19 protein-coding genes are annotated in these 19880 nt (G+C 36.2%); 4 read left to right on the top strand and 15 right to left on the bottom strand.

All coding sequences use genetic code 11. The annotated features are described in order from the left end of the window. Positions 1-83: 83 nt before the first annotated feature. The 13 genes from FAF07_RS05535 to FAF07_RS05475 all read right to left on the bottom strand — a co-directional run bounded on the left by FAF07_RS05535 (position 84) and on the right by FAF07_RS05475 (position 11654). On the bottom strand, positions 84-497 hold the full coding sequence (locus FAF07_RS05535) for a c-type cytochrome (protein ID WP_142784165.1): 414 nt from the start codon (positions 495-497) through the stop codon (positions 84-86). 42 nt (positions 498-539) lie between these two features. Further along, positions 540-1121, bottom strand: a complete 582-nt coding sequence (locus tag FAF07_RS05530; RefSeq protein WP_142784164.1) for a hypothetical protein — start codon at positions 1119-1121, stop codon at positions 540-542. Beyond that, positions 1108-2463 (bottom strand): NrfD/PsrC family molybdoenzyme membrane anchor subunit, encoded by a 1356-nt coding sequence (nrfD, locus tag FAF07_RS05525; RefSeq protein WP_142784163.1) that lies wholly within the window; start codon positions 2461-2463, stop codon positions 1108-1110. Before nrfD (FAF07_RS05525) ends, FAF07_RS05530 begins: the two co-directional genes overlap by 14 nt. Continuing rightward, on the bottom strand, positions 2460-3374 hold the full coding sequence (locus FAF07_RS05520; RefSeq protein ID WP_142784162.1) for a 4Fe-4S dicluster domain-containing protein: 915 nt from the start codon (positions 3372-3374) through the stop codon (positions 2460-2462). The genes nrfD (FAF07_RS05525) and FAF07_RS05520 overlap by 4 nt, the downstream gene beginning before the upstream one ends. 306 nt (positions 3375-3680) lie before the next feature. Beyond that, a complete protein-coding gene (locus tag FAF07_RS05515; protein ID WP_246067779.1) occupies positions 3681-4079 on the bottom strand; it encodes a c-type cytochrome in 399 nt (132 codons plus the stop codon). A gap of 4 nt (positions 4080-4083) precedes the next feature. After that, entirely contained in the window at positions 4084-4956 is an 873-nt protein-coding gene (locus FAF07_RS05510; protein WP_142784161.1) for a hypothetical protein, read from the bottom strand. Then, positions 4953-6272: an NrfD/PsrC family molybdoenzyme membrane anchor subunit gene (gene nrfD, locus FAF07_RS05505; protein ID WP_142784160.1), complete on the bottom strand. Its 1320-nt coding sequence runs from the start codon at positions 6270-6272 to the stop codon at positions 4953-4955. The genes FAF07_RS05510 and nrfD (FAF07_RS05505) overlap by 4 nt, the downstream gene beginning before the upstream one ends. Positions 6273-6274: 2 nt before the next feature. Further along, positions 6275-7258 (bottom strand): 4Fe-4S dicluster domain-containing protein, encoded by a 984-nt coding sequence (locus FAF07_RS05500; protein WP_142784159.1) that lies wholly within the window; start codon positions 7256-7258, stop codon positions 6275-6277. Positions 7259-7281: 23 nt separating this feature from the next. Next, positions 7282-7548 carry a hypothetical protein gene (locus FAF07_RS05495; protein WP_142784158.1) on the bottom strand — a complete coding sequence of 89 codons (267 nt, stop codon included), beginning with the start codon at positions 7546-7548 and terminating at the stop codon, positions 7282-7284. A 5-nt stretch (positions 7549-7553) separates the two neighbouring features. Further along, positions 7554-8423 carry a DUF5777 family beta-barrel protein gene (locus FAF07_RS05490; protein ID WP_142784157.1) on the bottom strand — a complete coding sequence of 290 codons (870 nt, stop codon included), beginning with the start codon at positions 8421-8423 and terminating at the stop codon, positions 7554-7556. Positions 8424-8445: 22 nt separating this feature from the next. Beyond that, positions 8446-8808: a hypothetical protein gene (locus FAF07_RS05485; RefSeq protein ID WP_142784156.1), complete on the bottom strand. Its 363-nt coding sequence runs from the start codon at positions 8806-8808 to the stop codon at positions 8446-8448. Positions 8809-8884: 76 nt separating this feature from the next. After that, a complete protein-coding gene (locus FAF07_RS05480) occupies positions 8885-10120 on the bottom strand; it encodes an ethylbenzene dehydrogenase-related protein (RefSeq protein ID WP_142784155.1) in 1236 nt (411 codons plus the stop codon). A gap of 451 nt (positions 10121-10571) precedes the next feature. After that, complete coding sequence (locus FAF07_RS05475; RefSeq protein ID WP_142784154.1) at positions 10572-11654, bottom strand: hypothetical protein; 1083 nt, start codon at positions 11652-11654, stop codon at positions 10572-10574. A gap of 239 nt (positions 11655-11893) precedes the next feature. Between FAF07_RS05475 and dnaE the strand changes: the two genes are divergently transcribed. Continuing rightward, positions 11894-16279: a DNA polymerase III subunit alpha gene (gene dnaE / locus FAF07_RS05470; RefSeq protein WP_142784153.1), complete on the top strand. Its 4386-nt coding sequence runs from the start codon at positions 11894-11896 to the stop codon at positions 16277-16279. Positions 16280-16573: 294 nt separating this feature from the next. On the opposite strand, the gene FAF07_RS05465 is transcribed toward dnaE, so the two are convergent. Both FAF07_RS05465 and FAF07_RS05460 read right to left on the bottom strand, forming a co-directional pair. Next, positions 16574-16897, bottom strand: coding sequence for an ArsR/SmtB family transcription factor (locus FAF07_RS05465; protein WP_142784152.1), 324 nt, complete (start codon positions 16895-16897; stop codon positions 16574-16576). Then, positions 16887-17315, bottom strand: coding sequence for an SRPBCC family protein (locus FAF07_RS05460; RefSeq protein WP_142784151.1), 429 nt, complete (start codon positions 17313-17315; stop codon positions 16887-16889). Before FAF07_RS05460 ends, FAF07_RS05465 begins: the two co-directional genes overlap by 11 nt. 443 nt (positions 17316-17758) lie before the next feature. Here FAF07_RS05460 and trxA point away from each other — a divergent pair, with 443 nt between their 5' ends. From trxA to FAF07_RS05445, 3 genes are all read left to right on the top strand, one after another. Then, the gene (gene trxA, locus FAF07_RS05455) at positions 17759-18076 is read left to right on the top strand and encodes a thioredoxin (protein ID WP_142784150.1); all 318 of its coding nucleotides are present in this window, start codon (positions 17759-17761) and stop codon (positions 18074-18076) included. 78 nt (positions 18077-18154) lie between these two features. After that, a complete protein-coding gene (locus FAF07_RS05450) occupies positions 18155-18697 on the top strand; it encodes a ClpP family protease (protein WP_142784149.1) in 543 nt (180 codons plus the stop codon). Between the two features lie 141 nt (positions 18698-18838). After that, the gene (locus tag FAF07_RS05445; protein ID WP_142784148.1) at positions 18839-19768 is read left to right on the top strand and encodes a DUF58 domain-containing protein; all 930 of its coding nucleotides are present in this window, start codon (positions 18839-18841) and stop codon (positions 19766-19768) included. Positions 19769-19880 lie beyond the last annotated feature (112 nt).

Genomic DNA, 19880 nt, shown 5'->3' with positions numbered 1-19880 from the left:
CTTCAAAGATAGCATCTATTTACAGCATAATTAATGACAATTGTCATGTTTTAAGCGCTATAGTAAATATTGAAGCAAGTATATTATTCCCCGAGGGATCTTATATGATTAACTATTAACCATCGTTCTTCTTCATCTGTTATTTTCTTTTCAAAACTCGGCATATCATCTCGTCCAAATATTGTTTTATAATAAAGACTTCCATCAGTTTGTTTTTTAAATGAATCATCTGAAAAATCACCAATAGGGGTATCTATACTTCCTGCTTTTTTACCGTCCCCTTTTCCTTTTGTGCCATGACATGATTTACAATGTTTAGCGTACATAATCCGACCTATTTTCTCGTCATCTGTACTATTTGTATAAGGGTTCTTCATTTTTACGTATTTGGCCGGTGCTTCCCAAGTATCTTGCATATTGGATTTTAGGGCAGCCATTGATAATAGTGCTAGGCATCCAACGAGAATTATGCTGATGTTAAAAACTTGATTTTTCATAATAGAAGACTTTTAATTTATAATCATTTTATTGTATATTCTTTAACCGTTTAAAGGTTTGATTTTGCTGATTTTGTATAGTTTAAAAAGGATATAAAAAATGATATACCATACAGAAATAATCATAATGCTAACAATCAAGATCAAACTTATCGGGGCATTGGCTGCCGCAGCCCATAAGGATCTTTTTTCTTCTGATTGAACTTGTATTGTTGGTACACCCCATTTTTTTATATTTTCTATTGAAAGATCATGATACAAATCTGATTCAATTATTTTTGTTATAATGATAACATTTCCTTTGGCATCTCCCGGAAGGTCATTTGGGAATTCAACTTCCACAATTCCATTTTCATCTGTAGCGTTAAATGGATCTCCAATAGGTAATAAACTAAAGGTTCTTTTAACATAAAAATATAATTCGAGATCCTCAATAGGTAAGCCATAATGGTCCGTTGCTTTTGTTACGATTACTTTACGGTCATTTTCTTCAGAGAAAGAAATAGCCAATACCGCATCTTCCTTAGAGTCTTGTGCATAAATTATGGAGTTATTGAGACCTATTATGCCTAAAAGGATAAAAACTTTCAAAACATGCATTTTTAAATAATTATGAATTCTCATTTTTAAAAATATTTAGTTTTACGATAGTTTCAGAATCAAGTTTCTCTTTTAGAACAGGGATTACAGGAAATAATTTAATAAGAACTGTAATAATTAATAAGAACCAAGCAAAAGAAGACATTGTGATGGCCCATTCTTCCCAAGTAGGATTATAATGTAAATACGATTCGTCCACCCCTTGAATAGGTAAATAAGGATGTTGTAGTGACGGGATAACAATTAGAAAACGCTTAAACCATGCTCCCAAAATCACGAATAACGATATAATAAATATTGGTAAAGGTTTTCTAAATGGCCTGAATATTAAAAAAATGATTGGTAAAATTAGTCCTCCCAACTGAACTAACCAATACATAGGGGCATATTTTCCTGTAAATAATTCTGTAATATGTTCACCTTCAACACCAACCATTTTAAAGGCAGGACCGAGATATTCATTTATATTAAAGTAAAGATACACAAGTGATAATAACACTAAAAGATGCCCCATTCTGTTAAAATGCAATTCAGTTATATAAGCTTTAAGTTTTAATTGTACTCTCAAAAAATACATGGCGACAATTATCACTGCTGCACCTGCCATAAAAGCTCCCGAAACAAAATATGGGCCTAAGTTGGTACTATCCCATCCCGGACGCCAGGTTGTAGCAAACAACCAGGAGGTTACTGTATGGATAGCAAATGCAACAGGGAGTACTGTAATGGCTAATATTCTGCTTATTTTTTGAAGGCTTGCAACTTGTTTAGGGTCATTATTCCAATTTATCGCTAAAAATTTATACATCCGTTTTTTCCACTTAGGTATGGCTATAAGCCTATCACGGCAAAGCGCAATATCAGGAAGTAAAGAAAGGTAGAGTAATAACAAACTTATAACTAAATAGGTTGAAATAATAATGACGTCCCAAATAATGGGTGATTGAATTCTTAAATGTGTAATCACGTAAAAAAACCGGTCTGGCCGGCCCATATCAACTATAATAATTGCGGACGCACAAATAATAGCTGCTACTGCAATAATTTCTGATACTCTGGTTAAAGGTCTTGACCATACATTTTTATTGAGTTTTAATATAGAACTGAATAGGGAGCCAACTAAACTAATAGCAACGAAAAAAACAAAATTGGAGATGTAAATTCCCCAAGAGGTATAATCTCTCATTGCCGTTACAATAAGACCTAATTTTAGCTGTCTATAATAAGCATATCCAGATATAAATATAATGAGAAGAAGAAAAGCAATCCACAATTTATATTTTAAGGATGTATTTACGATATGAGCCAATAATACTTCCCCTCGCTTGGTTCTATATTTCTGCTGTTTTTGAACCGCTTTTCTCATGATTCACTATTAGCTTCGTTGTTCTTTTCAAAAGGAAACAGTCTATCGACAGGAGGTAAGTAATATACACGTGGTTTAGTGCCTAATTCTTCCATATATCGATAACCTGCTTTGTCTTTTAAAATGGTAGAAAGTCGGACTGTCTCGTCACCATTAGTAACCGTATCATCAATCTCATCACCAAAATAAATAACCCCGTTGGGGCAAGCTGGAACGCAGTGTGGTAATTTACCTTCTCGAAGCATATCAGGGCAAAAATCACATTTAGCGACTGTGCCAATTTTACTTGGAAGACTGGTTTCAGGTGAATAGGGGATGTCTAGTTCCTCCCCTGGAGGAGCTCCCCAATTAAAAACTCTTGCAGAATAAGGGCAGGCAGCCATACAAAAGCGGCAGCCTATACAACGTTCGTTATCAACAAGAACAATTCCATCAGTTCGTTTAAAAGTGGCACCAACTGGGCAAACTTTTACACAAGGAGGATTGTCGCATTGAAAGCATTTTTTTGGCATCCAATAAGGCGATGATTTTTCATTGTCCTTCATTTCAAGAACCTTTATATAAGGTCTGTCCGGTGTAAGATTATGGTGTTTGTCGCAAGCTTGTACACATTTTCTAGCATTCTTACATTTACCTAAATCGATTACCATAACAAATTTTTTGCCAGGAATGCCCTTACGAGCCTCTTTGGGTGGGACTCCATGTTGTAAATGTTCCATAGCTTCAATTTCGGAGTTAGGAACTTGAACCAATGTCCCATCTGTTGTTAATAAAGTAGTTTTTTCTTGTGATGTTTCTTTGCAAGAAGAAAGAGAGCTAAATGTTAATCCAGATGCGGCGAGGATACTACCTGTAGAAATTTGTTTTAAGAATTGCCTTCTAGAATCTGTATTGGAATTTTCCTTTTCCATTACTTTGAGATTAAATTAAAGGGGGAATTAAACTATTAAAGAACATAGTTTAAAAAGTCAATCTCTAACGAGCTAAATGTCAAAAAATGCGGTTTTTAATTTTAAAAAGAATTGCTCTTGTTCACTTTAAAAGCAAAACCAATAATCTCAAATATAACATCTAATTACCAATAATTTAATGATTTATATCATGTTTTGTAACTTTTGTTACATGGGTTTGCATTGGGGTGATTAAAAAGTTTATTAATAAGAAACCCGAACAATTTGTTCGGGTTTTATTAATATATATTACATGTATAAGTAAAACTATTCTTTCAAAGCCCTCATATAATTTACAATAAGCCATCGGTCTTCGTCATCAGGCATTTTTTTTGTGTATTCTGGCATATCGTCTCTTCCAAAGGTGGTTTTGTAAAATAAAGCACCATCAGATTGTGCTTGAAATTCTGATGTTGAAAAATCTCCCAAATCCCCTTCTTGTTCCTCAGCCTTGGGACCATCACCATAACCTTCTTTACCATGACAGGATTTACAGTGTTTGCTATAAAGAGATTTCCCTATGGCTATATCTTCACTTGGATTTGTTGGGTTTTTCATGTTCTCATACTTGGCGGGAACCTCCCATTTCTCTTGAATTATAGAGGTAAAGGAAACTAATGCAAATGCTGTTATTAGTATAAAGATTAGATTTTTAAGTGTTTTCATAATGTTAAATTTTATTGATTCTAAATAAATTGACAATTAAATATATAATAATGCCCCACATTGCTAAAATTAGCAAATTGGCAAATATTAGAATAAAAATTGGTGTTTTATTTCTGGGAGACCACATTTTTCTTTGATCAAATGTAGATTCATCTACTATAGGTACTCCTAGAGGAGCATTAATTATGGCTTTTACAGTTCCGAAGTCATCATTCTCCTTTAAAACGACTTCAATGATTAAATTTCCATCTACACCCGGTATTCCATCTTCAATTGGTACAAGTATTGTACCATTCTCATCGGTATAGTTAAATTCTTCACCTATTCTTAAAGGGCTGAATAGTCGCGCTACTTGCACATTAAGTGTCTGGTCAACAAGTGCACTGTCTTTACTTGTCTCCGTAAGTGTTGCGCTTATATAATTTAGGCTATCTTTTGTTATTACACGTGCCTTAATGGTCGCATCTTTAAAGCTAATGCTTTTGGATGATTTTTTAAATAAATCATTTCCTTTAAACGAAACAACCATATTATAGGTTTGTGTTGAATCTGGCTTAATAGCATTTAGACTGGTTAAAATAAATTTACTTTCACCTTCCATATTGGTGGTTGTACTGCCCACTTTAATTTTTTCATCTTCTAGGTCATTATAAATGATTAATTCAATATTTGAAACATCTACATTTTCTTTATCAATTCTGGAAAAAGCTTTAATATTAAAATAAGCTTCATGATCCATAATTTTAAAATAATCGACTTTTAATCTAACCTTATTTTTTTTAACCTCTTGAGCAAATAAATTTTGAAATAAAGAGGTGAATAAAAACACACTTATAAATGCGATAAAAAAGAACCGAAGATTTAATTGGTTTTTCATGATTCAGTGGGATTATTATTCGTTTTTAATAATGCTTGCTCATCAATTGTTCTTTGTATAGGAATGACAGGTAAATAGCGGACTAAAATTGTAATGATCAAGAAAGCCATGGCAAGTGTTGCGATAGTAATTAACCATTCGTGCAAACTAGGGAAATAGTGGTGCCATGATTCTGGAACGCCTTGAATAGGCAAAAACGGATGTAATAGTGTAGGTGTAACAATTAGGTAGCGTTTCCACCAGGCTCCGACTACCACCGTTAAACCTATAATAAACATAGGTAGCGGTTTTCTTCCTGCCTTAAATAGTAATATTATGATTGGTAAAACCAAGCCTAGTAGGGTTACTGCCCAAAATAAAATTGAATAGGTTCCTGAATATAAGGTTTCTAAATGTGTAAGCTCTCCCTTTTTTGCTGTAAATAACGGAATAACATATTCGTTAATACTAAAATAGAGGTAAATTAGACAAGCAAGTACTAATAGCTTACCAAGCTTGTCGAAGTGGTGATTGGTAATGTAGTTTTCCAATTTTTTTGCTTTTCTAATAATAAAAATTAGAGTTATAAGTGAGCCAACCCCGGCAACAAAAGCTCCAGAAATAAAATACGGCGCAAAATTAGTGCTGTCCCATCCAATTCTATAGGTTGTAGAAAATAACCAAGCATCAATTGTTTGAAGTAATAGGCCAACGGGAATAATCATGATCGCAAGAATTTGGATGGATTTTTCCTGCAATAATTTTTGAGCTTTACTTCCTGTCCAGTTTAAAGCCAATTTACCGTAAAACTTACCTAGTTTTGGCTTTTTCTTTTTAAAATGGCCTTTAAGTATTGCGAAATCTGGAATCAAAGGAAAATATAATAATAACAAACTAATAACAATGTAAGTTGGAATAATTACCACATCCCAAGTAATAGGGGATTGAAGTCTTGCATGGATAAACAGGTTTAATAATCTATCGGGTCTTGCCATATCGATCATGATGGTAATTCCGGCCATAATAATGGCTGCAACGGATATGATTTCGGCAATTCTAACTAAAGGGGTCCGCCACGAATTATTGGTTAACCGTAATATGGCAACTGTAACTGTGCCTACAAAACTTGTTGCTACAAAGAATACAAAATTAGAGATGTAAATCCCCCAAAGAGCATAGTCCCTCATATTGGTTACTTCTTGTCCCTTGATAAGTTGGTCTATATAAGCAATAATTCCAACAATTACAATGACAATAAGTGAAGCGGTCCAAATAGAATCCCTTTTGCCAAATTTTTTTGGCGCTAAATCACTGATTATTTTTTTATGGGTATACATGATTATTCAGGCTTTTTAACAGATTGAAATTCATTGTAGTTTTCTAGGCCTTCCTCAAAATCACCCAGCCTATCGACTGGAGGCAAGTAAAAAACGCTTGGAGCTGTGCCAAGGCCTTCCAGTAATTTATATCCTGCCCGTTCTTCTAAAAGCTTGCTCAATACAACTGTTTGCCCGCTACCATTGGTTACGGCATCTTCATACATATCGCCAAAGTAAAACACATCGTTAGGGCAAGCCGCAACGCAATGCGGAAGTTCTTTTTTGTGTATTTGATGTGGACAGAAGTCACATTTATCCACAGTACCTTTTATGCTTGGCATACCGGCATATTCTGGAGATGGCGTATGTTGAGCCATGTCTGCATGCATGGTGATCTCACTCATTTCACCTTGTGCAGGTTCGCTCCAGTTAAATACCCTCACCGAGTAGGGGCAGGCGGCCATACAAAACCTACAGCCAATGCAGCGCTCGGCATCTATCAATACCAAGCCGTCTTTTCTTTTAAAGGTCGCGTCTACAGGGCATACGGTAACGCAAGCGGGTTTATCGCAATGTTGGCATAAGGTAGGCATCCAGTAAGGGGCTTCTTTTTCAGATTCCTGCATCTTATAAACCTTAAGCCAGGCATTATCGCCCGTAATGTAATGGTTTTTATTGCAGGATTCCTGGCATTTAAGCTCGTTGGTACACTTGGCCAAATCGACAACCATAACAAATTTACGGTTGGGCATTCCTTCCCTTACATTGTATTTTTTATCATGATCTGTAGGGTGTTCAATTTCTATGACCTCAGAAGAATCGACTTGGATTAATGTCCCATCAGTGGTCATTAATTCCATTTTGTCTCCAGAACCATCAGTGTTGGTTGCATTTAATTTGGAGGTGATTTTAGATAATCCAAGTCCGCCAATAGCACTAACAATACCCAGTTTTAAACCCTTATCAAGAAATTTACGTCTTGAATTTTTGTTCTTTTCTTCCATAATTTATTCTAATTAAACTGAAATTAAAGTTTTTTACTAATCCAACTAAGTAATGATGTATTGGAGATGTTCTTTTTAAGCACTTTTGACTTTTTTAAAGTGTCTGTCTTAACTTTAACCGTGGTTCCATCTGGTTTCAAGAGGGTTTGGTATGTTTCATCTTTGCTTGTGGAAACGATATCCTTTTCAGAATTACTAAAGCCTAGAAAAGGAATTAGTAAGCTACCGCCTAAAAGCGGCAACATGCCACGACGGGAAATTTTTGTTCCTTTTCTAGATTTATTTTCCATAATGTTTAAAAGTTATAGTTTCTGGTTATATTAAATCCAATAAGATATTGTCCGCTACCTTGCTTTTTATCAAGTCCTGTTGCCTTTTGGTTAAACATGTAGTTTTCTTGAGGAAGAATTCCCCAATAATTGGTTGCAAATAATTGAAACGTGTGGGCAGATGTTCCAAACTCAACACCTAAACTAATTCCGGGTTGAGGGTTATTCAATCTCATTTTAGTGAGTGGTTGACTATAATCTACAATAACAGAAGTTTGTGGACTAATTTTATAACGTCCCCCAAAAGCAATGGCTACCATGTCATTTCTCATTGTTCTTTCAACTGTGTTATAATGAGAGACACTTGGAGCTACTTGTAAAGAAAGTTTTGGATTGAATCGGCGAGCGATTATTAACTGATTGAAAAACGAGTATCTATCTTCCGTATTTAGAAAAAGACCTTGGTTTTTACTTCTTGCATCTATGGCGAAATTCCCGTAGTAGCTTACGCTTACAGGCATTTTATCAGAACGTGTTTGTCTTAACAATGCCGCTTTCCAGTTAAAGTCCTGATATTTTTTGTTTTTAGTAGTACCAAAACCTATGGTTAATCTATCGTGAATTCCGTATGTTAATCCAATTCTAATATTGGCTGCGCCATAAAAACCAGCCAAATCGTTTCTATCGTCATTAAGTTCTCCAAACCTATGGGACATTTGTACCTCTAACGTGTTTTTGCTAAATAAAACATTTGTTGGGTTGTCTATTAAAAATGAGCTTTCAAACGCAGAGCGTTCTGGTTTTTCTTTTACTATGGTATCATTAACCTGTTCTTGAGCTACAGTAATAAATGGAAGTATCAAAAAAACAAAAAATAGTTTTATATAATTTTTCATGTCTATATTCTTAAAAGGTTAATTATTCTATAGCGCCTTGGTCTATCCAGGTTTTAACTAATTCCAGTCTACTCGCTGGTAAATTTTGATGGCCATCTTTTAATTTAATATAGAGTGGGCTAGCTTCAGCGTCATTAGCCGTAACATAAGTTGGAACTAGTGAATTATATGCATTTCCATCTCTTAAATCAGGATCTTGACTTCCATTATGGCAATTGCTACAGAACCCAAAAATGGGTGCTATATCATTAGTGAAAGTAACTTCTTCTATGGGATCACCATCATCACCGTCATCGGCTATAGGCTCATAAATAGAATCATAATAACACGAGTCTAGAGATAAACAGATACCTATTAATACTAAAATTTGAAATAGTTTTTTCATATTGTACGTTTTTATCAATTATGCTTATTATCAAATAGTGCAGACACATCTTAGTCTGCACTATTTGATAGTAAAACTAATTTTCAATTTTCATTGATAAGAAGTTAGTTTGACCATGGCCAATTGCAGCATTATTAAAAATTGCCAATCCAAAAGGTATGGTTTCTCCAATTTTAAATTCAGCATCTGTAGGGTCGCCAGTATATAGTAATCTTCTAATTTCTAATTGCCATCCAGAACCAGTATGTATAGCTTTCACTTGTACTTCAGATCTACCATCATTTCCTTGTCCGGCAGGATTAATTATAATACTTGGTATTCTTTTGTTACCAAATCCTTGCGAATATGCAGGATCTCCGTTAGGATCAATTGTTCCGCCTTCATGTGTTATGGTACCATCTAATGCAATTGCAGTCACTGCTTTTGCAGTTCCACCATCAATTTCAGATTGTGCAATCCAATAGTAGTTTTCTCTATTAGGTATTACATATTTTGGTCCTTTCATTCCTGTTACAGCATCTTCAAATGTTTGATTATTTGCATAAGGAGAGATACCCTCATCATTTTTTCTTCCGTTAGCTGACGCTTTTCCAAAATCGTCTTCCCATTGTACAAAACCATCATCACAAGCTTCAGCTAATGCATGTCTGTCACGTTTCCAGTGCCAGAAATCGGCCAATTCGCCTTCATTTTTCATGTAGTGTCTAGTCACTTTTTCTCCTGGTTGGGGATCGGCTAAACCACTATGACAAGTAACCGTACATGTGCCTTCATTAAATCCAGCAGGATTCCCTATTGGGAACATAAAACCAAATTTATCTTCATAAAATTTATCATTTTTATGATTGGCGTATTTGTTTTCTTGTTGCCATTTACTTGTAATAGGGTTAAAGAACCAAGATTCTCTGTCTTGACTATCAGTATCATCTTCCCATTCAAATAATAGGTATAAGTATTGACCATCATGACCGCCCCTTAAAGAGTAGCTGTAACTTTCGCCAGTGTAGGGATCCATTAAATCTGTAGGTTCTAATGATAAGTCACCTCCACTTGATGAATTTAAAGTGATTTCTCTATCACCTGCGGGCGTAACAGTTGCCTTATTTATTAAAGGCCTGGCTTCACTCCAAACATCGTCAATATCTCCATCGAAAGTTGGAGCTGTAGAGAATTTTTTTACTAGTAATTCGTCTGGGCTTTCACCAATACCTCCATCATCTGGTCCAGTGATTGGAACATAATCGTCGTGGGTACAGCCTGCAAAAAATATTGCCATAATAAATAGCGCAGAAACTAATTTTGGTGTTTTCATAATTATATATTTAAGTTTTTATAAGTTCACTTTTGAAATACGTTATAAAAATATGTAACATTTGTTACAGTAATTATGACTTATATCATAAAGCCAGAGAGAATTAGGGTAAAGTGTTTAAAATTTATAGATCTGTAATGAATTGACATTAATGCTGTATTTGTTTTAATAAAAACAAAGAGTTCACAATTAATTATAAGTATTTAACATATTTATCGTGATTGTTATTTCTTTAAAAACTATGGTGTTAAATCCACAGTGTTTTTTAAAGTGCTGTTTTTCTGTTTTTAGCTGTTTATAAATTCTACAGAGGTATATCAAATGGAGATGTGTTTTTAAACACCTCATTTCTTTTCGTAAATGAGAGTAACTAAAATTATAAAAAGGTTTAGCAATTCTAAACGCTTAAATTAAGGAACGGTTAAACCTTTTTATGAGTGCGTTAAGGCCTTTATTGTAAGGCTTCAATTGAGTTTTTAATCAATGCTCTAGTATATTCAGGGTTATGAATACCGTTACTATGATCTTCCAATACAGTTTTGTAGTTCCAGGTTGCTTTAGCTATATTGGCTGGATAGGTGCCTGGTACGGTACTGTCTGTTTCAAGTAAGGGACTTGGGTCAAGAGCTAATAATAATGCCTTGAGCGTTGCCATATCCTCCTCTAAACCGGCAATGCCATCTGGGATGCTAGTCATACTTGTGTGACAGCTAACACAGGTGTTTAAAGTTGGCTTCCAAGTATGGTCACCGTCTGTACCATCCGTAGTTTCCCCCATATGGCAAGAAATGCAGGATGCCCCAGATCTATGAGTCGCAGCCCCTACACCAGGATAACCTGTTGAGCCAGTAATAATGGCGCCCATGACACCTTCTAACATGGTTGATTGCGGACCATGATGTGGCCCGAATCGACTACTGGTAATCTCATAGTCTTCTGTTCCTGCGGGAATAGGATAACTTGGTCTTGGTTGATGACAGGTTATACAGGCATTACTCGTGCCTAATGGATTAGAATCGTTTTTAAAGTCAATGACCATATTAGGGTCTAGAACCAAACTTACAGGAGCTATATTTCTTAGAGCATAGTCATTACCATCATTTACAAAATCGAATGACCGGTGATCACTATGACACCCTGTACAAGAAATCGGGTTGGAGACCGCATAACCATCTGGATGTGCCGATTGAATGCCGTTTTCGTTAACAAAAAGCCCTGATAAATAATCGACGTAGCCTTGGTTGTTATGGCATTGTGCGCAAGTGGCACTGGTGCCTCTTGCCCAAGAACTTCCACTGCCGTGTGCAGATAATATATATGAATCATTAATAGGACCTCGGTGAGAAGCAGAGTGACAGTCTATACAAACCGCAGCAGAGCCATCTACTCCATCTACCCCGTCATGACCATCAATGCCATCTATGCCATCAGCTCCTGCTGGTCCAGGAATATATTCTGTGTCATGGGTACATCCAAGAATCATTAAACTTGATATTAGAATGATTAAGTAACTTATTTTGTTGGGAGGTTTCATATAATGGAGGTTTTAGTTATAAAAAATTTTAAAATGTTGAATAAAAGTATGTGACATTTGTTACACAAAATATGATTTTTGTCATAAAAAAGGATTTTATTTTCGTTCAGTATTTTGTTCTTTATTTTTTTGTTTAAAACTCTTTATAACTTCACTTTAAAAACCTATCATTTCTATGTATTTTTATAGGCTCGTTATTGTTCTAAACACCTAAACAAATCAACGCCTAAACATAAAAAATGTACTTAATTTTCGACACCGAAACCACAGGATTACCAAAACGTTGGGATGCCCCAATTACAGATACAGACAATTGGCCAAGATGCATTCAAATAGCATGGCAATTGCATGATGGTATGGGTAACTGTATGGAACATCAGGATTATTTGGTGCAACCTGACGGGTTTAATATTCCTTATGATGCTGAGAAAATCCATGGTATTTCTACCGAATTAGCACAAGAACAAGGTATTCCGTTAGCTGAGGTATTAGAAAAATTCAACGAAGCTTTAAGTAAAACCCAATTTGTTGTCGGTCAAAACGTCAAGTTTGATTTAAACATTATGGGGGCGGAGTTTGTTAGAGGTGCTGTTGCAAATTTATTACAGGAATTGCCAGTTTTGGATACCTGTACCGAGCATACGGCTAGTTTATGCCAGATTCCTGGAGGGCGATATGGAAAGTTCAAATTACCAACGCTTACCGAACTTCACGAATTTTTATTTAATCAACCCTTTGCAGAAGCCCACAACGCCACTGCCGATGTGGAGGCCACCACGCGTTGCTTTTTCGAACTCCTGCGACTGGAAGAATACACGAAGGAACAGCTAGATGTTCAACCTGATTATTTTGAAAAGTTTAAAAAGGAAAACCCTAATGAGATTCAACTCATTGGTTTAAAACATATCAATCTAAAAAAGGAAAGCGCAAAAATTCTTGAGCGCATTAAAAAATATCAAACATCTAATGTTTCATCACAAGAGATAAAGCAAAACATATCGGAATTAAAAGCTGTCGAATTTGCGCATTTGCATAACCATTCACAGTTTTCGGTATTACAATCTACTATCAGTGTTACCGATTTAGTGGCCTCTGCGGCAGAGTATCAAATGCCTGCGGTTGCCTTAACAGATCATGCTAATATGATGGGGGCTTTCCATTTTGTGAGAGCAGTTGGCGCTCATAATAGGGTGGTAACAGCAAAAAATGAAGCGGCTGTTGAAAAAGGAGATACACCTACGGCTAAAGTCATTAAACCCATTCTAGGGTGTGAGTTCTTTGTATGCGAAAATCATCTAGACAAAACTAGAAAAGACAACGGGTATCAAGTGGTATTTTTGGCGAAAAACAAAAATGGCTATCACAACCTCGCAAAATTGTCGTCCCATGCCTTCGTTAATGGGTTTTACTATTTACCGCGAATCGATAAAAAGTTAGTTGAACAATACAAGGAAGACCTAATTGTCCTTACAGGAAATTTATATGGTGAAGTGCCGAGTAAGATTCTAAATGTAGGCGAGAACCAAGCGGAAGAGGCGTTATTATGGTGGAAAGAACAATTTGGTGACGATTTATATATTGAGTTGATGCGCCATAACCAAGAAGATGAAAACCGTGTTAATCCTGTGCTCATCGAGTTTTCAAAAAAGCATGACATAAAATTGGTCGCTTCAAACAACACGTATTATTGTAATAAGGAAGATGCCAATGCACATGATATTTTATTATGTGTTAAAGATGGTGAAAAGCAAGCGACTCCCATAGGAAGAGGGCGTGGCTATCGCTATGGATTACCAAATCAAGACTATTATTTCAAGTCTTCTGATGAAATGAAAACCTTGTTTAAGGACGTTCCTGAGGCCATCAGTAATATACAGGAAGTGGTCGATAAGGTTGAAGCCTATGAGTTAGCACGTGAAGTCTTATTGCCTGCTTTTGATATTCCGGAAAAATTTAAGGATGACGCTGATGCAGCTGATGGTGGTAAACGTGGGGAAAATGCCTATTTAAGACATCTTACATATGAAGGTGCAAAAAAGAGATATCCGGAATTAACAGAAGCCATTAAAGAACGACTGGATTTTGAGTTAAGTGTTATTGAAAACACAGGCTATCCTGGGTATTTTTTGATTGTAGAGGATTTTATCCGTGAAGCCAGAAATATGGATGTGTCCGTGGGCCCAGGTCGTGGTTCGGCAGCAGGGTCTGTGGTCGCTTATTGTCTTTGGATTACAAATATAGACCCTCTTAAATACGATTTGCTTTTTGAGCGGTTCTTAAATCCGGATCGGATTAGTATGCCAGATATTGATATTGATTTTGATGATGAAGGCAGAAGCCGTGTCATGGATTATGTAATCAATAAATACGGAAGTAACCAGGTGGCGCAAATTATCACCTATGGCACTATGGCGGCGAAGTCGTCTATTCGCGATACTGCACGGGTATTGGATTTACCATTATTTGATGCCGATAGAATTGCGAAACTCATTCCAACCATGTCAAAACTCGGAAAGATTTTTGGTCTTTCTGAAAAAGAATTAGGCAGTAAATTTAGAGCTGAAGATTTAGAAAAGGTCAATGAGCTCTTAAATATTGCAGACGGCGATGATTTACAGGCTGAAACTGTAAATCTCGCCAGAACATTGGAAGGCTCCGTGCGAAATACAGGAATCCATGCCTGTGGAGTCATTATCACGCCAGATGATATTACCAAATTTGTACCTGTGGCAACCGCGAAGGATTCCGATCTGTATGTCACCCAGTTTGATAACTCGGTTGTGGAAGATGCAGGTTTGCTTAAAATGGATTTTTTAGGATTAAAAACACTGACCTTAATCAAGGATACGGTTAAAATCGTTAAAGCCAAACATGATATTTTATTGGATCCGGATTCGTTTCCTTTAGATGATGACAAGACGTATGAGCTTTTTCAGCGGGGAGAAACGGTTGGTGTATTTCAGTATGAATCTCCCGGAATGCAAAAGCACCTTAAAGATTTAAAACCAACGGTGTTTGAAGATTTAATAGCCATGAACGCGCTGTATCGACCAGGACCGATGGAGTATATTCCGAGTTTCGTTCGCAGAAAACATGGCGATGAGGCTATTGAGTACGATTTGCCAGCGATGGAAGAGTACTTAAAAGAAACCTATGGTATTACAGTCTATCAAGAGCAGGTGATGCTGTTGTCACAAAAACTAGCTGGATTCACCAAGGGTGAAGCCGATGTATTGCGTAAGGCGATGGGTAAAAAACAAATTGCGGTACTTGATAAAATGAAACCCAAATTTGTAGAGCAAGCCAGTGCCAATGGACATGATGCCAAAGTTCTGGAAAAAGTTTGGAAAGATTGGGAAGCCTTCGCGAGTTATGCATTTAACAAATCGCACTCTACTTGTTATGCTTGGATAGCCTATCAAACAGCCTATTTAAAAGCACATTATCCAGCAGAATATATGGCGGCGGTTTTATCTAATAACATGAACGATATCAAACAGGTGACTTTTTTCATGGAAGAATGTAAACGCATGAAATTGGATGTTCTGGGTCCCGATGTGAACGAGTCATTTTATAAATTTTCGGTAAATAAAGATTACGCAGTCCGCTTTGGTATGGGCGCCATTAAAGGTGTGGGTCACGGAGCGGTAATGACCATTGTTAAAAACAGAAAAGAGGATGGTCATTATAAATCTATTTTTGATTTTGCAAAACGCATAGATTTACGTGCGGCAAATAAAAAAGCCTTCGAAAATTTGGCTTTAGCTGGTGGTTTTGATGGATTAGGCTCTACCCACAGAGCACAATATTTTCATGATGATGGTGATGGGATCACCTTTTTAGAAAAAGCCATCAAGTATGCGCATAAACATCAGGAAAATGAAAATTCGGCTCAAGTCAGTTTGTTTGGAGATGCTAGCGATGTGCAGATTGCCGAACCCCAAGTGCCACCTTGTGAAGAGTGGGGCACTATGGAAAAGTTAAGTAAGGAACGCGAAGTGGTTGGGGTTTATATTTCTGGACATCCGTTGGATGATTTTAAAACGGAAATGAAAACCTTTTGCAACGGCACCGTGGGCATGTTTGCTAATCTAGAGCCTTATGTAAATAGAGAGCTTGTTTTTGGCGGTGTGGTTACCGATGTGCAACACCGGGTGAGCAAGCAAGGAAAAGGTTGGGCCTTATTTACTATTGAAGATTATACCGATAGTTTTGAGTTCAGGATATTTGGAGAAGACTATTTGAAGTTTAGACACTTTTTAATGAAGAATAATTTTGTGTTTGTTAAATCATTTATTCGTGAAGGTTGGGTGAATAAAGATACAGGTAAGAAAAGCGACCCCAGATTACAATTCAACAATTTTCAGTTGCTCCATGACGTGATGGAAAATTATGCGAAGAAATTGTCAATACAGGTGAATGTTAAAGATTTGAGCGAACAAAAAATTATTGCGCTAAAGGAATTGATAAATATGCACCCTGGAAATCAACTACTGAATTTTTTAGTGTATGATACTACAGAAAAAATTAAACTAACCATGCCCAGTAGAAAACAAAAGGTGAAAGTTTCTCAAGAACTTATTAGTGAATTGGAAGCACAGGATGTTAGGTTTAAGTTGAATTGATTATTAGTTCCTATCATTCTGAGCCACTTTTATGGGAGGGCTATAAGAATATGTATTTAGGAAAACTATGTTTTAGTTTCATTTAAAGAGATTGCCACGTCCTTCGTCCTCGCAATGACGTTGTATTTATTATATTCCGTCATTCTGAGTTTTTTTTATTGAAAAAAGCGTGAGAACCTGTTTGTTGCTAACCTACATCATTGTTTTAGTTTCATTTAAGGAGATTGCCACCTCCTTTGCCCTCGCAATGACGGTGTGTTTGCTATATTATTGTCATTATAATGACATATTGCATTAAACTTTATTATCCAAGTAATCCCCTAAATTCTGAAGTGATCCATCCCAGAACTGCTCATAGAATTGCAACCATTTATTAACTTCTTGAAGTTGTTTTGGATTGGCATTGCAAAAACGCTCACGTCCTTTCGCATTGATATTTACCAATCCAGCGTCTTCAAGCGTTTTAATATGTTTGGTAACACCTTGTCTGGTAATATCGAACTGGCTCGATATTTGGGTGATCGATAATGCTGAGGTCGCAATTACCAAGGCGTGAAATATGTCACGCCTTGTTGGGTCTGCAATGGCCTTAAATAGTTTGGTAATCTTATCCTGCATTAACGGTTTCTTTTAAATAGTCTGTTAATTGGTTGATGCATCCGTCCCAGCCACCATTGAAACTTTCAAACATGGCTATGGCCGTGTCACCTTCGTAATTGGATATGCCAGAGTGCTCTAAAAATAATTTCGTGCCCGATTTGGTCGATTCTAAATCCCATTTTACAGTGGTTTCTACGTTGGTGTTTTCAACGATCCAAGTATAAATTAAGACATAGGGATTGGATTGTTTGACTTCTCCTGTGATAGTCAAACATCCCTTTTCTTCGCTAGCCGTAAAGGTGTAATTATAACCTTTCTCTGCTTTAAAATCGGCTTTAATAAACCATGTCGAGATTTCCTCGGCTCTTGATATAGCGCTCCATACTTTGTCTATGGAGTGGTTAAATACGACTTCTTTTTTAATAACATCTTTCATAATGATTCGATTTTTTTAATTAATATGCAACTTTGTGGTTGCTAAATTAATATAACTATTTAAATTATGCAACTTTTTAGTTGCTTAAAAATTAAATCATTATAATTCACTTGTTTGAAAGCGCAAAAGTTAAATTCAAAACCCTAGGCTAAATAGTTGTTAGACTTTGCGCAAAGGATAGTAGCGGCATCCTTTTTGTGAAGCGTTTACAATACGTTATTTGATTTATTATGCCGTGGTTTATATTGTTGAGATCCCGAAACAAGTTCGGGACTGCTTCATAAAAAGATATAGCGGATAGCCTGTTTTATGCGCCCAAAAAATTATGATAGTGCTAAACAATATGGATATAAATAAAACAAATTGTTACCTTGTAAGCTTTCGAGGAAAATTTGACTAATTTTGTGTATTAAAAATTAATTTAAACATTAAAAACATAAATTATGGCATTAGAAATAACAGATGCAACGTTTGAAGAAACGGTATTAAAAAGCGATAAACCCGTACTTGTTGATTTTTGGGCGGCGTGGTGTGGGCCATGTAGAATGGTTGGACCAATTATTGAAGAGATTAGTGGGGAGTACGACGGTAAAGCCATTGTTGGAAAAGTAGATGTAGATGCAAATCAAGAATTTGCTGCTAAATACGGGGTGCGTAATATCCCGACGGTTTTAGTTTTTCAGAATGGAGAAGTCGTAGGTCGTCAAGTAGGAGTCGCTCCAAAAAATGCCTATACCGAAGCGATTGATGCGCTTTTATAATATATAAATAAAAGAAAGCTAAAAAGGTTTGCCATTATGGTAAACCTTTTTTTATTTTAGACACAAATTAAAATCGATATGAGTAAAAATAATAAAGTTCAGAACGCTATAGATAGCAAATTAATTGAAGCGCGTAAAGTATTTTTGTGGGGACAGGTAGATGATAGCTCTGCAAAACACGTAATATCCCGTTTGATGTATTTAGATGCCTTGGAGACAAAAGAGATCCATTTGTACATTAACAGCCCAGGTGGTTTTGTAACTTCTGGATTTGCAATATATGATTGTATTAAGTCACTTAAAAGCGATGTGTCTACCATATGCACCGGTTTTGCAGCATCGATGGGATCTATTATTTTATCGGCAGGAAAAAAGGGGAAGCGTTTTATACAACCGCATGCGCGTGTGATGATACATCAGCCAAGTGGTGGTGCTCGCGGACCAGCCAGTGATATAGAGATTACAGCGCAGGAAATTTTAAAAACCAAAGAGTTAAGTGCCCAGATTTTAGCGGATAACTGCGGGCAGGACATCAAGAAAATTTTGAAAGATTTTAATAGAGACCATTGGATGGGGGCTGATGAATCTGTTGAATATGGTATTGTTGATAAGGTAATCTAATCCCCCTAGCCCCCGAAGGGGGAATTTACTTTTTCCTTTGAGGGCGTGTCCTTTTTTAATATATGATTTTTTTAAATTTTTAAAATATAGATTTACCTCATGAGTTTGCCTCCCCAAAGGTGAGGCTAGGTGGGGCTTATTATGGATTTACAACATGAACTGAATAAAGTTGGCGGGTTTAAAAACTTAGAATTACTTGCTAAACAAGTGGTTGAAGGTTTTATTTCTGGCATGCATAAAAGTCCGTTTCATGGTTTTTCAGCAGAATTTGCAGAGCATAAGATTTACAATCAAGGTGAGAGCACGCGCCATATTGATTGGAAATTATACGCAAAAACAGATAAGCTGTATACCAAGCGTTATGATGACGAAACCAATTTGCGCTGTCATATTATATTAGATAATAGCAGCTCGATGCATTTTCCCGATGTGCAGGACTTCTCGTTAACCCATCTCAACAAAATTGGCTTTTCGGTTTTAGCTGCTGCGTCTTTAATGCACATTTTAAAGAAGCAGCGCGATGCTGTAGGGTTAAGTATCTATAGTGATGCTTATGATTATTATGCGCCAGAAAAGGGGAGTGAGCGGCATCATCAAATGTTGATAAATCATCTTAGTGAATCTGTAATTTCCAAACCTGTGAATAAGCAAACGGAGACGTACAGATACTTACATCAAATTGCTGAGAAAACTCATAGACGGTCCTTGATATTTCTTTTTACGGATATGTTTCAAACGTCTGAGGACGACGCTAAGCTTTTTGAAGCCCTAAGACATTTAAAATATAATAAGCATGAAGTGGTCCTGTTTCATGTGTTTGATAAATTGAAAGAACTCCATTTTGATTTTGATAATAAGCCAAAGCGGTTTATTGATGTGGAGACTGGGGAGCATATTAATTTATACGCTGATGGCATAAAGGACAATTATCAAAAAGCTGTAAGAAGCTATTTTCATGTATTACGCTTAAAATGTGCGCAGTATAAGATTAAATATGTTGAGGCAGATATTAATGGCGGTTTCAATAAGATCCTCACCACCTATATGGTAGAACGTCAAAAATTTATTTGATCCCCTCCTAACCTCCCCAGAGGGGAGGAACTTGTTTTAATAGTAATTTCAATGAAGAAATAGAGTGCTAATCAAATCTTATTAAAAAAACACAAAAAAGGTTTGAGATATA

The organism is Changchengzhania lutea, from assembly GCF_006974145.1.
Taxonomy (GTDB): domain Bacteria; phylum Bacteroidota; class Bacteroidia; order Flavobacteriales; family Flavobacteriaceae; genus Changchengzhania; species Changchengzhania lutea.
The sequence above is the reverse complement of the archived record's forward strand: the minus strand, read 5'-3'. Positions and strand labels throughout refer to the sequence as shown.

Bases quoted from the DNA above. Each gene is read 5' to 3' on its own strand.
- FAF07_RS05480 (WP_142784155.1), bottom strand. From the start codon at position 10,120: ATGAAAACACCAAAATTAGTTTCTGCGCTATTTATTATGGCAATATTT.
- FAF07_RS05490 (WP_142784157.1), bottom strand. From the start codon at position 8,423: ATGAAAAATTATATAAAACTATTTTTTGTTTTTTTGATACTTCCATTT.
- FAF07_RS05465 (WP_142784152.1), bottom strand. From the start codon at position 16,897: ATGCAGGATAAGATTACCAAACTATTTAAGGCCATTGCAGACCCAACA.
- FAF07_RS05460 (WP_142784151.1), bottom strand. From the start codon at position 17,315: ATGAAAGATGTTATTAAAAAAGAAGTCGTATTTAACCACTCCATAGAC.
- dnaE (WP_142784153.1), top strand. From the start codon at position 11,894: ATGTACTTAATTTTCGACACCGAAACCACAGGATTACCAAAACGTTGG.
- FAF07_RS05475 (WP_142784154.1), bottom strand. From the start codon at position 11,654: ATGAAACCTCCCAACAAAATAAGTTACTTAATCATTCTAATATCAAGT.
- trxA (WP_142784150.1), top strand. From the start codon at position 17,759: ATGGCATTAGAAATAACAGATGCAACGTTTGAAGAAACGGTATTAAAA.
- FAF07_RS05510 (WP_142784161.1), bottom strand. From the start codon at position 4,956: ATGAAAAACCAATTAAATCTTCGGTTCTTTTTTATCGCATTTATAAGT.
- FAF07_RS05515 (WP_246067779.1), bottom strand. From the start codon at position 4,079: ATGAAAACACTTAAAAATCTAATCTTTATACTAATAACAGCATTTGCA.
- nrfD (WP_142784163.1), bottom strand. From the start codon at position 2,463: ATGAGAAAAGCGGTTCAAAAACAGCAGAAATATAGAACCAAGCGAGGG.
- FAF07_RS05445 (WP_142784148.1), top strand. From the start codon at position 18,839: ATGGATTTACAACATGAACTGAATAAAGTTGGCGGGTTTAAAAACTTA.
- FAF07_RS05520 (WP_142784162.1), bottom strand. From the start codon at position 3,374: ATGGAAAAGGAAAATTCCAATACAGATTCTAGAAGGCAATTCTTAAAA.
- FAF07_RS05500 (WP_142784159.1), bottom strand. From the start codon at position 7,258: ATGGAAGAAAAGAACAAAAATTCAAGACGTAAATTTCTTGATAAGGGT.
- FAF07_RS05450 (WP_142784149.1), top strand. From the start codon at position 18,155: ATGAGTAAAAATAATAAAGTTCAGAACGCTATAGATAGCAAATTAATT.
- FAF07_RS05535 (WP_142784165.1), bottom strand. From the start codon at position 497: ATGAAAAATCAAGTTTTTAACATCAGCATAATTCTCGTTGGATGCCTA.
- nrfD (WP_142784160.1), bottom strand. From the start codon at position 6,272: ATGTATACCCATAAAAAAATAATCAGTGATTTAGCGCCAAAAAAATTT.
- FAF07_RS05530 (WP_142784164.1), bottom strand. From the start codon at position 1,121: ATGAGAATTCATAATTATTTAAAAATGCATGTTTTGAAAGTTTTTATC.
- FAF07_RS05485 (WP_142784156.1), bottom strand. From the start codon at position 8,808: ATGAAAAAACTATTTCAAATTTTAGTATTAATAGGTATCTGTTTATCT.
- FAF07_RS05495 (WP_142784158.1), bottom strand. From the start codon at position 7,548: ATGGAAAATAAATCTAGAAAAGGAACAAAAATTTCCCGTCGTGGCATG.